The sequence below is a fragment of the Pseudoalteromonas luteoviolacea NCIMB 1942 genome (assembly GCF_001625595.1).
Lineage (GTDB): Bacteria > Pseudomonadota > Gammaproteobacteria > Enterobacterales > Alteromonadaceae > Pseudoalteromonas > Pseudoalteromonas luteoviolacea_A.
Map to the genome: position 1 here is coordinate 12803 of NZ_AUXT01000025.1, position 12604 is coordinate 25406.

A 12604-nucleotide genomic window follows, 5' to 3' on the forward strand; every position below is an offset into this window, starting at 1 on the left:
AAAACTAAGCCATGTTATCTTGGTTTTGACACACATAATAAAAATTACGGTGTAGCTCACCAAGGAGATGCCAATGATAAAAAGCGCCCTGTTTCGTACCCATGATGTGATCACTGCATCTATCAGCCGCTATAAGGCCATCATCATTGCCTTTTTGCTTGTCGGCTTCTGTGGCTATTGGATTGCGCAGCATCAGCAAACACAAACACAACAATCGATGTGGTTACATGCGCCTAAAGTTGACGATGTCATCATGGTCGACTTTGGCAGAATCCAAAGTGACCGAGTGTATCAACCTCAATTTAGAGTGGTACAAGTGATAGCCGTAGACACAGATCTAGTTACCTTGAAACAGGGTCGTTACACCTATGCGAGAAAACGCGATGCAAAACGTGCTATCCAACTCGATAACCTGATGCTAGATGACTACTTCAAAGCAGAACCCTGGCGTTTAACGCGCAGCGAAATTTTAGACTTGTATCAAAGTGGTGGGATCTATGCAGCATATCGGCCGAATGATATCTATGTACTAGGCGGCATCGTTAAACAGCGTGCTCTACCGCATTTCCCTAAACATCAAAGAGCACAATTTTCACCGCAAAATAGCCAAGGAATTAGTTTATATCAACAGGGAGATTTGATTGCAGCGCGCCAGTCATTTGAAGCAGCCGCAAGCAGCCAAGATCAGTGGGGCATGTATAACCTTGCGACTATGCTAATTGCAGGAGAAGGCGGAGAGCAAGACTTACCCCGAGCCTTTGAATTGCTCATTAAAGCAAAAGCACAGGGTAACCTAAAAGCACACGAAGCGTTGGCTTCTCTTTGCCAATTGCATCAAGTTTGTGAGTGAGCCTGCGACCGAGAATGCTGCACTAGGAATCGCTCAAAATCACTCGCATCGCTTGGTTTGGCATGCAAATATCCTTGAGTGTAATCACACCCTAACTGTTGCAGTAACTCTAGTTGAGCTGGGGTCTCAACCCCCTCAGCGATCACTGTGAGTTTTAATTTACTGGCCATAGACACTATGGCGCTGATAAGCGTCTTGTCTTCTTCATCTTCGGGCAAGTCTTTGATAAATGCGCGGTCAATCTTGAGCTTAGATAAAGGAAATCTTTTTAGATAACCTAGCGACGAATAGCCCGTACCAAAATCATCAATAGCCAGCCCAACCCCCATGTGTCGTAATTGCTCCAACTGCAATTCTATCTCATCTGAATTATCGGCTAGTACAGTCTCTGTAATTTCAAGCGTTAGGCAAGTCGCTGGTAGACCAGTATCTTTAAGTACTTTATCTACCAAGCTTACAATATTCTGGCGTTTAAACTGGGTGCTAGATACGTTTACAGACACAAAGAAAGGTCTGTCAGTTTTCGTAAGCCATGAACGAGCTTGTGCACAAGCCTGATACAGCACCCATTCACCCATCGCCAGTATGAGCCCAAGCTCTTCACTAATAGGAATAAAGTCAGCTGGAGACACTTCACCGAGCGCTTCATTATGCCACCGCAACAATGCCTCACACCCCAGTTTATTCCCCTGGCCTACAATCGGTTGGTAAACCACTCTCAGCTCTTGGTTAGCTAGCGCGCGATGCAGCGCCCCTTCTAACTGGCTGCGGGCTTTGGCATGTTCATGCATAGCCGCCGTAAAGAATTGAAAACAATTGCGACCATTTTCTTTTGCTTTGTACATGGCGCTGTCAGCATTTCTTAATAGCACCTTTCTATCTTCACCATCATCTGGATAAAATGTGATGCCCATGCTACCTGATACATACGCCTCATGACCTTCTAGATGGAATGGCTCACTCAACGCACTGAGGATCTTTTCAGCGACTTTTTCCATATCCCCGATCATTTCCATTTCTGGTAATAACAAGGCAAATTCATCACCTCCCAAGCGCGCAACTGTATCAGAATTTCTTGTGCATTCTCGGAGCCGATTCGCAGCCTCAATCAGCAATAAATCACCAATATGATGTCCCAGCGTATCATTTACCGCTTTGAAGCGGTCTAGGTCGATGAAACACACCGCTACACGAGACTGTTTACGCTCAGCCTGCGTCAATGCAATATCAAATTTAGCGTGATAGTGATGACGATTAGCCAGCCCCGTCAAATTATCAAAATTTGCCTGCTGCCACATCAATTGCTCATTGCGTTTTCGCGAGGTGATATCGTTAAATAGCGCCACATACATATCTATATCGCCATGTTGATCAAACACGGCTGAGACTTGTAACCAACTTGGATAAACCTCACCGTTTTTACGCTTGTTCCATATTTCACCTTCCCAGTGGCCGCGTGAACTTAAAGCGTCGTATAGCTGAGTAAAATAAGCGGTATCGTGACGACCAGAATTAAAAATTGCCGGTGTTTTTCCCATTACTTCAGGTCCGCTAAAGCCCGTGATCTCCGTAAATGCCTTGTTGACCATCTGAATGCGATTATGCTTGTCAGACACTAACACACCTTCACTTGTCGTCGAGAAGACGGTGCTGGCAAGACGTTGTTCTTGCTCATCAACCAAACGCTGAGTAATGTTTTGTAGAAGGTAAATGTGGCCATATAAACCACCATTGTTGTCCAATACATCCGTTTTACTTATTTCAACATCTAGGGTGCCAAAATTCGTATCCAACTTACACTCCCGAGGCTCAAACTGAGTTGCCTCTACGCACGTGCAATCGCCTAATGCATCAGAGATCAATTGGCCATCTAATTTTCCTAGGTCTTGATAAGCTGCACGGTTTGCAGAAACCACTTTTTCATCTGGATCGGTAAAAATGAGATATTCGCCAATAGCATCAAAAATCGCATTTAGGCGTGCTCTTTGATATTCCAAGCGGCGCTTGGTTTTGCGCAAACGCAAAAACCCCCAACCTAGGATCACCGTCGTGCCTATAAAAATGGCGATTACACTACTGAGTAAAAAGACTTGTACAGTGCTGGCATGTTTTATTTCTTTTGTTTGTAACGCAACTTGCTGTTCCAAATTACTTTGATAATGCCACAGCGCATGCTCTAACTTGCGCCGCGCACTGACATCTTGGATCACCGAGAAAAGTAAGGCCTCTCCGTTTGCATCCATAAAAGGCGATGAATAAACGGACACCGTACGGTTTTCTCCGTTCGCCAACCGGTGTTGAAAAATGAAATAATTACGTCCTTCATTTAATGCTGATAGTCGCTCTTTCTCAACTTGTTGAGGTGTAAACTGATTAATCTCTTGAATATATAAGTTTTCTAATTGTGCTTTACTGTAGCCGTAAAAGTCTGCAGCGGATTGGTTGGCACGCACAATCCTGCCACTGGTAGGTTCAATCAGCAACATAACTGCACTGTGATTATCGAATACCTCGGTAGGCAAACCCTGCGCCAAAGATTTCGGAGTAAAGGCTACCACTAGTAAGCATAATGCTAGGTAAACTATTGTTGTTATTGTCTTCAAGTCGCCTCCAATAGATACCCGTCGACTCACTCTGACTATAGCCCAAAGGCCAAATCAAGGAAACATAAGAGTCACAATCAAAGGTAAAAAGGTAATTGATAACAAATCGAGAAACGCGACAGTAACGTATAACGAACACCAATACCTTGTTAATTACAGACTTCTCTGTAGCAACCAACCAAATCGATTAATACCATTATTCCTCGCTTAGAGTATGTTCAGAAGGTGGGGAGTTGATATAATTGTTGTCACAGATAGGCTTACTCACTGCGTAATAGGCTAAAATGAAATATAAAGACTTAAGAGAGTTCATCGAATTGCTTGAAAAGCAAGGTGAACTTGTCCGCGTCAGTCAACCCATTTCAACCAAGTTAGAAATGACTGAAATAGCAGATCGCACCTTACGTGCCGGTGGTCCTGCAATTCTATTTGAAAACCCAGAAGGGTTTGATATTCCCGTCCTTGCAAATTTATTTGGCACGCCGAAACGCGTCGCAATGGGCATGGGTCAGACCGATGTCAGCGAGCTTCGTGAAGTTGGTAAGCTCTTGGCATTTCTCAAAGAACCTGAACCACCAAAAGGCATTAAAGAAGCCATAGGCCAAATTCCGGTTTTTAAGCAAGTACTCAATATGCCTGCAAAAGAGCTAAAGAAAGCGCCTTGTCAGCAAGTTGTATTAAGTGGTGACGATGTCGATTTAACTAAGCTTCCTATTCAGCATTGTTGGCCGGGTGACGCTGCGCCACTGATTACATGGGGCCTAACAGTGACCAAAGGGCCACATAAAAAGCGTCAGAACTTAGGAATTTACCGTCAACAGTTACTTGGCAAAAATAAAATCATCATGCGCTGGTTATCTCATCGAGGCGGTGCATTAGATTTTCAAGAGTGGTGTAAAGAACACCCCGGTGAACCCTATCCAGTATCTGTGGCATTAGGTGCCGATCCAGCGACCATTTTAGGCGCGGTAACACCAGTGCCAGATACGCTCAGCGAGTACGCATTTGCAGGGCTTCTGCGCGGCAGCAAGACCGAAGTCGTCAAATCCATTTCAAATGACTTACAAGTACCAGCCAGTGCCGAAATAGTACTTGAAGGATATATTGAACAAGGAGAAACCGCACCAGAGGGGCCTTATGGGGATCACACTGGTTACTACAATGAAGTGGATGATTTCCCAGTCATGACAGTAACTCACATTACGCATCGTGAAAACCCGATTTATCACAGCACTTACACAGGCCGCCCACCAGATGAGCCGGCGATTCTTGGTGTGGCACTTAACGAAGTCTTTGTGCCAATTTTACAAAAGCAGTTCCCTGAAATTGTCGACTTTTACCTCCCTCCTGAGGGATGTTCCTATCGTATGGCGGTAGTCACGATGAAAAAACAATATCCTGGCCATGCGAAACGCGTGATGATGGGAGTTTGGTCTTTCCTGCGCCAGTTTATGTATACTAAATTCGTGATCGTCTGTGATGATGATGTAAATGCTCGTGACTGGAATGACGTAATCTGGGCCATAACGACCCGTATGGATCCTGCGAGAGACACAACTATGATAGAAAGCACGCCAATTGATTATCTCGATTTTGCGTCGCCTGTATCTGGACTTGGCTCTAAAATGGGAATGGATGCAACCAATAAATGGCCAGGCGAAACGGACAGAGAATGGGGTGTACCCATTATGATGGACGAAGATGTCAAACGCAAAGTCGATGATATTTGGGACAGCTTAGGCATTATGGATAAGCAATAACATTTTAGTATTGTGCACTTTTAGCAAAGTTTGTTTTACTTTCAGGTAATTTCCAAGCAACGCGATATAACAATATCGCGACTAAATATGTTACAGTGCGCATACTTTCGCCAAGGTGCTTAATAAAAAGGTTTGAAATGCAGATATTAAAAGCGCGTGTAGAGGCTATTTCTCCTCTCACAGAATTTGTTTACAAGGTGCTGTTAAAGCCACAGCAAGACGCAGAATTTTCCGCTGGCCACTATTTACAACTGGTACTTGGTGAAAAAGACAAGCGTGCATTTTCGATTGCGAGCAGCCCATCGAATAAACAAGAGCTAGAGCTACATATTGGCGCTTCAGGTGCTGACTCATACGCTATGCAAGCATTGGAGCATCTGAAAACAGCCCATACAGATGGCATTGATGTAGATTTAGAAGTGGGACTTGGTGTGTCACAAGTGCGTCCTGAGCAAGCAAGACCAATCGTCTTGTTAGCCGGCGGTACTGGGTTTTCATACGTAAAGTCTATGGCTGACCATCTTGCAGAAATTAATTACGAGCAACCGGTCTTATTCTATTGGGGCGTAAAAGAAGAATCTGCGCTCTATGCAAAAGCAGAAATGGAAGCGTGGGCTGCGAGCAAAAAGAACTTCCAATTTATCCCTGTCGTTGAAAACGCAACTGATACTTGGCAAGGCCATATCGGCTACGTGCATCAGGCAGTTATGAAAGACATCATCTCTTTAGAACCATATAGCGTATATATGGCTGGCCGCTTTAACATGATTGGCATCGTCCGCGATGATTTTATCAATCATGGTGCCAGCAGCGACTTCATGTACGCAGATGCCTTTGCATTTATCAAGTAATGCAAAATAGAGCGCGCAATATTTAAGTTGCGCGTTCAATCTAAAAAAACAATCGAAATAATATAAATAATCAATTTTAAAAATAAATCGGTTTTGCGCATACTACTCCTAACACAAGACAGGAGACATACCATGGCAAACCAATTTATTGAAGACATCATGTCTTTCCAATTCCCAGTTATCACCCCAGAAACTGAAATTACAGAAGCAATAGAACAGCTGCAAAAGTTTGATTTATTCGGTGCTCCCGTGCAAGACAAACATGGTGCTTTAGTTGGCTTTATCTCTGAACAGCAATTGCTCGCGCCTTTACTACAAAGCAGCTACTTTTGTGATGGTGCAACTCAAATATCAGAACTGATGACAACAGAACCGCTAGCGGTAAGCAAGAATACAACTGTGCTGGACTTAGCCACTCAGATGCAACAAGATAAGCCCAAAATATACCCGGTTATTCAGGCTGACAAAGTGATTGCGATTGTCACACGTAGCCACGTGATCAATGCGCTGAGAGATAATTATTTAAGCTGCTCAAAACACTGAGCAGCCCAGCCAAAAATCACATATATTTTTGTAGTAAAGCCTGCTTGTCAGCATCATTTAAGAACGCAATTTCAACTGCATTTTTTTGCGCTTTTTGAATGTTAGCCTCACTTAAACCAGCAAGTGGCGCTGCTTTGGTAAACTCGTTATCTAACTCAATGCCCTGCACTGCGGGATCGTCCGTATTGATGGTTGCTAAGATACCGTGATCCAAGAACTGTTTTAGTGGGTGGGTTTCGATACTTGATACTGTACTCGTTTGCAAGTTACTGGTTAAGCAAGATTCAATACCGATGCCGTTATCTCTTAGGTAGTCCATCAGCGCTGGATCTTCAATGGCTTTAACACCATGGCCGATACGGGTGGCGCCAAGCTCTTTAATCGCTTGCCAGATACTGCTCGCACCTTCAGCCTCTCCAGCATGGATAGTAGCACTTAAGTATGCATCTCTAACCTGCCTAAAGTGCTCAATAAATAACTCACCAGGAAAGCCCAACTCATCACCCGCCAGATCAACAGCTACCAAACTCTCTTTGAATGCCAATAATGCATCCAGTTCATGCTGACATTTTTCAACACCGAAAGTGCGAGACATGATACCAATCAAGTTCACTTTAATATCACGCCCTTGCGCTGCACGTTTAACACCGTCTACAACGGCCTCAACCACACCTTGCGGATGCAGGTTATGTGTTTTCGCCATGTAATAAGGGCTAAAACGCAGCTCGGTATAATCCATTTTTTGTGCGATAGCATCCTCAACATTTTCTACTGCAATGCGATGACAAGCATCATAGTCACCTAGCACCTTAACACCCCAGTCTAACTTTGCTAGAAACGCCATTAAGTTCGGCGCATTGTCAATCACCTGAACATGAGGGATCAGACCTTCCACGTCATTAGCTGGTAGTGGCATGTTAAATTTCTGACCGAGTTCTAAAATCGTCTCAGCACGCACGTTACCGTCTAAGTGACGGTGTAAATCAAGTAAAGGTAGTTTGGTATTGATCATAAGGCACTCGGTTTGCAGATAAAATTTTTCAGATCATACGCAGCTTAAGTTTAGATACAAGGACAATTATCCGCAAAGTTCAACTAAACAGACCACTATTGATCAAAATACAAGCACTTAAATTGTCAGGCAAAGGATTCGATAAATCAAAGTGAAAAAGAGGGGGAAGTAGTAGACCAGTGCGGGAGCACACTGGTCTCGTTGTTTTATTGCCCAGCACTGCTGAGCAGCAAATATGCTTTTTCAAACTGACCAGTTTTTGCAAATGCAATCTCAGCTTGATGCTGCCAAAGCGATTGCCAGGGTGAGTTTGAGAGTGAGTCGAATATTTGGGCAGCGAGGCCATGATCGCCCTCACCATTGGCCATACACGCCAAACAAAACAATAGCTCGGTATGCTCAGGATGTTTCTTTAGCTGTACTTGAATGGCTTTACGCACCTCAATATCACCTCCGCCAGCAAACTGTAATGTCTCTGCAAGCGCCAAAAACTGAGACTTGTTGAGCATTTTAAGGAGCCCCTTCCTGACCATTTCAAGCTGACCAAAGCGCACACAAGTGCGTATATAAGCTTCTTGGCTCTGCGCCCGCAATGCCCTCGGCAACGCGCTGTGCAATGCGTGAATATCTTTGCCACTATGGCGTAAAATAGCTTCAAAGTAAGATACGAAAAACTGCGACCACTGCACATCAGACCAATGCAATTGCTTATGTCGTTGTTCAATCGTCGATTGCAATGTATCCCAATCTTTTGCCTGTAGTAATGCTCTGATATACGCGTTTAGCTCCGTCGGCGTTGCTTTTTTCATTTGCGCGTGGGGCGCTAAGGTACTAAGTGCTTGACTGTCTTGCTCTGCAGCCAACCAAAGTTCGCTTACCTTACTTTGAGCAGCTTCAGATAGCTGTTGCAAATATTCACGCGCAACGACTTTCTTACCCGCATGCAACGCCGCCTTAGCTTGAATGGCCAATTGCTGATCACGCCATTTACTTGGAAACTCAGATAATTGCAGCGTGTAACCAAGACTATCAGGTTGGCTATTAATAAGCGCCCAAACACTTTGCTCAAAGGCATCCTCTTCTCGTTGCTGACGCTTCTTGAAACGACGCTTTGATAGCCCCCCAAAAGCTCGCCAAAACACTTTGGAAACCCTCGCAATTAGCCAAAGTACAAACATACCGGCCATTAACATGAACAATAAAGAGACCAATGTGCTTTCAACGGTATATTGATTAAATGAAACCAGTACATAGCCCTTTTCATCTATGAGTAAATGAGAGCTCGCAAGCACTGCAAAAAACAGTAAGAGCACACCAATTAATCGGATCATTGCAACCACTCCTTCAATGCCGTTGGTGTTGCCAATTGCACATCGTGATGTGTCCCGAGCTCACTGCGCTTCAGTTGTTTTAGCGACTCCACCAAGCTATCACTCGCGGCGCTATTAAGTTTAAAATAACGACTGAGTGTATCCTCAGCACCTTCTAATGCAGCATAATAAACACTACTCTGCCCATCCAAAAAGGCACTTTGCGCTTGCTGTAGATAACTGCGCAATTGACTGCGAATGAGCTGTTGCTCTTGCGCATCTAACAGAGGATCAATGACCGGCTTATCGTGTTGCCTAATCGTCAGAAAGTCCGAGCGAATTCTTTGCCAACTGCGAGACAAGTTAGCTCGCCAGTCATTCACGTCAGTACTGAGCTCTGCGTTATGCTGTACAGCCTCTTTTGGCTTTTCAATTGTTTTCAATGGCAGGCTATCAATTTGTGACAATAATCCAGCTAGCTCCATATATACAGCCTCGGTATTTGGCTGTGGCTGCGCTTGCAGCTTGGCAATATCAGAACTAATGGCAAGCAATAATGCATCCGTGCCGCTTTCTTGTGACAACGCTTGCTGCAGGCGTTTAAGGACCATAACTGAGCCTAAATAGTCTCGCTCACTCACGGCTTTAAATTCGGCATAACGGGCGAGTGAACGTAGCTCAGAGCTTAACGCCCCACCCACTTGTTGACGCGCTTTTAAGAGCACTTGTTGCAAACTTGCTGTGACTTGTGATTGTTGTTCGGCTAACTGGTTAGCAATGGCTTGTTTTTGCTGTGGCCACTGTGATTGAAGTTGATTAAGAGCGGCCAGCGCATTATTGAGGTCAACCTGCAACTGCTGGTTTTGCTGCTGAAGGTTTGACAACGCAGCAAGTTGCAGTGCTTCTTGTTGTTTATCATAAAGAAACAGCCCAGCTGTGGCACCTATGCCACTAAGCGCGACCAACAGCGCAACAACTGCGGTCTTACTAAGCTTCGCTTGAGGACCGTGTGATACATTGTCTGGTGCTACTTCCATATTCTGATTTGATACAGACGTTGTTGCTTCTTGGTTTTTTTCCGTCATTGCGCTGCCCTGTTGGGAAGTTAATTTACAGATGGCCATTAAGAGGGACTGGTTATCAGCACCATCACTCAAGGTGATCTGTTTATCGGTTATTTTAAACTGTATTTTTAAATATTGCGCGGTGCGCTCGCTCACCACGACAAAATGTCGTGTCTTTAGCCAACGAAAAAGCGCCGACTGATGACAATTAAATATCGCATCAACGGCTGCATTACTGGTGACCACTATACCGTCAATTTGCGCTTCCATCCAGTGGTCTAACCAGTCATCGGCCGCTGCCTTAGCCGGAAGCCGTTCATACACGCAACAACTGTTTAGTATCGCTTGCCGCGATTTAAGCGTTTTCGCAATGTGAGCCCTACCACCCCGCCCTTTAATCAATGCGACTCTAGCCTGTTCGACATGTTGTAACTCTGGTAAAGCAACCAGACCTTCTGAGTCTTGTTTTGTGGGCACAGTGGCACTGCGAGCAAAGTGATGTTGGATAGCTTCTGCGGTTTGTTGCCCGACTGCGAGCACATGGTTACTCGCAGGAAGTGTCATTGCGAACTTTTCTAGCTGCACCGCGAAATTAAGCACTGCATCTTGTGAGATAAAAATGAGTATTTCGGCTTCACAGACCTCTATGAGTTGGGCCTGTGAAACTTCAACACTATTGAGCTTCAACGCAGGTGTACACAGTGCTAAAACGCCCTTTTTTTCCAGCTCAGTGGCAAGTGCTTCCCCTTTTCCTTGCGGCCGAGTTATGGCAAATTTCACATTAAGCGTCTCTGTACACCTCGGCTAAAATCTTATCTGCACCTTGCGCTAGCAGAGATTCAGCCAATTCAACGCCCAATGCCTCAGCTTGCTGTAACGCACCCGTTTTTTCAGCGCGTAAAATAGTGCTGCCATCCACTGCGCCGACTAACCCTCTAAGGTAGATCTGGTCGCCTTGTAGCTCAGCGTACGCACCAATTGGAACCTGACAACCACCTTCAAGGCGACGATTCATTGCGCGCTCAGCTAATACTCTTGCACGTGTTGGAGCATGCTCTAGTGGAGCAAGTAAACTTTGCACCCGCGCATCATCACTGCGACACTCGATACCTACCGCACCTTGACCATTTGCTGGTAAAGATTGCTCAACAGACACATAGCTGGCGATACGTTCGGCCATTTCTAATCGAATTAGGCCTGCCGCCGCCAATATAATGGCATCAAATTCGCCGGCATCTAGCTTGGCCAGTCGAGTATTTACATTGCCGCGTAAATCTTTAATTTGTAAATCGGGCCTCATCTCTCGGATTTGACACTGCCTGCGTAAGCTTGAAGTGCCAACGACGGCTCCCTCTGGCAACTCATCAATATGTTGATATTGATTAGAAACAAACGCATCACGCGGATCTTCTCGCTCACATATTGTGTGTAATGTAAGGCCTTCAGGAAAGTCCACTGGCACATCTTTCATTGAGTGCACGGCGATGTCTACTCGGCCTGCTAGCATGGCCTGCTCAAGCTCTTTGACAAACAGCCCCTTGCCACCGATTTTTGCCAGAGGTGTATCTAAAATCTTGTCGCCTTTGGTAGACATGGGCACTAATTCTACAACAAGGCCTGAATGATAATGCTCTAGTTGCGCTTTTACATATTCAGCCTGCCAAAGCGCCAGCGCACTTTTGCGCGTAGCGATGCGAACAATATTGTTTGTTTCTGTCATGTTTTGCCTTGTCGGCTCTCTATGGAGCCTTTGCTAAAATTCGAAATGATTTCTGTGCCAACAACTGACCATTTTGTGTGATAACTTCAACTCGCCACTGGCCCGTTTGGCTTGGCATTATATTTTTACTCGAGTAAGTACGAAACCTCGGTGCACTAATAGCCAGAGTGATCTCTGCCATTAGTTGCTCTTGGTGAAACCATAAATGTTGCACCACTTCACCCTGAAGCCCTTTGATCTCGGTAAAGAAATAGAGCTTTTCCTCAAACCGATTTTGCTCTACAAGGTGTTTTAACACATTGACAGGTTCACGATTTTCAATACCAGAAGTTAGCACTGCACGGCTGATATGACTGGTATCCACTTTGGCGTTTAGCGCTACACTCGCAATTTGCGCGTCGTCTGCAAATCGCGTAACAGAAGCCTCTTCTTGTAACTGAGGCGGTGAGGTTTGCGTTTGTTCAGTATTTTCTGATGCAATCTCCAGTATGTCTTCATCACCGCTTGCCACATTGGCAACAAGCGTAGCTGACTGCTCGAGCCCTGTAGATTCACTGTTCTGCGAAATGAGCGCTGGCACTTGGGGCTCTTCAATCACAGTCTCTGAAATTTGGATAGCAGACGCTGATAACTCGGATACTTGTGTGTCTGTCGCGTCAACAACTTGTGGTGCTATTATTGCCGGCTCACTCGGTAATGATGTTAGGTCATCTGCATATACCGATTTAAAAACGCCATAAGACAACGCCATAACCCCAAAACTCATCATGGCCAATACAGTAAAGATCCGCCGCCAGTGATATTGATAGCTCACAGAATTGGCCTGTTTTGGCTGCGATTGAGCATCAGTCACTTTGGTTTTGATCACTATACGTTGAGTCATTCGTCTGT

10 protein-coding genes are annotated in these 12604 nt (G+C 45.0%); 4 read left to right on the forward strand and 6 right to left on the reverse strand.

Annotation, left to right across the window (positions count from 1 at the left end):
- The first annotated feature begins 73 nt into the window (after positions 1 to 73).
- Positions 74 to 850: a tetratricopeptide repeat protein gene (locus N482_RS02675; protein ID WP_063375618.1), complete on the forward strand. Its 777-nt coding sequence runs from the start codon at positions 74 to 76 to the stop codon at positions 848 to 850.
- Here the strand turns inward: N482_RS02675 and N482_RS02680 are convergent.
- A complete protein-coding gene (locus N482_RS02680; RefSeq protein WP_081227676.1) occupies positions 835 to 3453 on the reverse strand; it encodes an EAL domain-containing protein in 2619 nt (872 codons plus the stop codon). The genes N482_RS02675 and N482_RS02680 overlap by 16 nt on opposite strands.
- A 284-nt stretch (positions 3454 to 3737) precedes the next feature.
- On the opposite strand from N482_RS02680, the gene ubiD reads away from it, so the two are divergent.
- The 3 genes from ubiD (at position 3738) to N482_RS02695 (ending at position 6607) form a co-directional block, all read left to right on the forward strand.
- Positions 3738 to 5213, forward strand: coding sequence for a 4-hydroxy-3-polyprenylbenzoate decarboxylase (gene ubiD, locus N482_RS02685; protein WP_063375619.1), 1476 nt, complete (start codon positions 3738 to 3740; stop codon positions 5211 to 5213).
- 137 nt (positions 5214 to 5350) lie between these two features.
- Positions 5351 to 6064 (forward strand): NAD(P)H-flavin reductase, encoded by a 714-nt coding sequence (gene fre / locus N482_RS02690; protein WP_063375620.1) that lies wholly within the window; start codon positions 5351 to 5353, stop codon positions 6062 to 6064.
- Positions 6065 to 6196: 132 nt separating this feature from the next.
- Entirely contained in the window at positions 6197 to 6607 is a 411-nt protein-coding gene (locus N482_RS02695; RefSeq protein WP_063375621.1) for a CBS domain-containing protein, read from the forward strand.
- Positions 6608 to 6623: 16 nt separating this feature from the next.
- On the opposite strand, the gene add is transcribed toward N482_RS02695, so the two are convergent.
- The 5 genes from add to N482_RS02720 all read right to left on the reverse strand — a co-directional run bounded on the left by add (position 6624) and on the right by N482_RS02720 (position 12596).
- Positions 6624 to 7619 carry an adenosine deaminase gene (gene add / locus N482_RS02700; RefSeq protein WP_063375622.1) on the reverse strand — a complete coding sequence of 332 codons (996 nt, stop codon included), beginning with the start codon at positions 7617 to 7619 and terminating at the stop codon, positions 6624 to 6626.
- 206 nt (positions 7620 to 7825) lie between these two features.
- Positions 7826 to 8950: a heme biosynthesis HemY N-terminal domain-containing protein gene (locus N482_RS02705; RefSeq protein WP_063375623.1), complete on the reverse strand. Its 1125-nt coding sequence runs from the start codon at positions 8948 to 8950 to the stop codon at positions 7826 to 7828.
- A complete protein-coding gene (locus N482_RS02710; RefSeq protein ID WP_063375624.1) occupies positions 8947 to 10773 on the reverse strand; it encodes a uroporphyrinogen-III C-methyltransferase in 1827 nt (608 codons plus the stop codon). The genes N482_RS02705 and N482_RS02710 overlap by 4 nt, the downstream gene beginning before the upstream one ends.
- A 1-nt stretch (position 10774) precedes the next feature.
- On the reverse strand, positions 10775 to 11713 hold the full coding sequence (hemC, locus tag N482_RS02715; RefSeq protein WP_063375625.1) for a hydroxymethylbilane synthase: 939 nt from the start codon (positions 11711 to 11713) through the stop codon (positions 10775 to 10777).
- Positions 11714 to 11732: 19 nt separating this feature from the next.
- The gene (locus N482_RS02720) at positions 11733 to 12596 is read right to left on the reverse strand and encodes a DUF2914 domain-containing protein (protein ID WP_063375626.1); all 864 of its coding nucleotides are present in this window, start codon (positions 12594 to 12596) and stop codon (positions 11733 to 11735) included.
- Between the last annotated feature and the right edge of the window lie 8 nt (positions 12597 to 12604).

Excerpts from the sequence above, each read along its gene's own strand:
- N482_RS02695 (WP_063375621.1), top strand. The coding sequence starts at position 6,197 with ATGGCAAACCAATTTATTGAAGACATCATGTCTTTCCAATTCCCAGTT.
- fre (WP_063375620.1), top strand. The coding sequence starts at position 5,351 with ATGCAGATATTAAAAGCGCGTGTAGAGGCTATTTCTCCTCTCACAGAA.
- add (WP_063375622.1), bottom strand. The coding sequence starts at position 7,619 with ATGATCAATACCAAACTACCTTTACTTGATTTACACCGTCACTTAGAC.
- N482_RS02675 (WP_063375618.1), top strand. The coding sequence starts at position 74 with ATGATAAAAAGCGCCCTGTTTCGTACCCATGATGTGATCACTGCATCT.
- ubiD (WP_063375619.1), top strand. The coding sequence starts at position 3,738 with ATGAAATATAAAGACTTAAGAGAGTTCATCGAATTGCTTGAAAAGCAA.
- N482_RS02720 (WP_063375626.1), bottom strand. The coding sequence starts at position 12,596 with ATGACTCAACGTATAGTGATCAAAACCAAAGTGACTGATGCTCAATCG.
- N482_RS02705 (WP_063375623.1), bottom strand. The coding sequence starts at position 8,950 with ATGATCCGATTAATTGGTGTGCTCTTACTGTTTTTTGCAGTGCTTGCG.
- hemC (WP_063375625.1), bottom strand. The coding sequence starts at position 11,713 with ATGACAGAAACAAACAATATTGTTCGCATCGCTACGCGCAAAAGTGCG.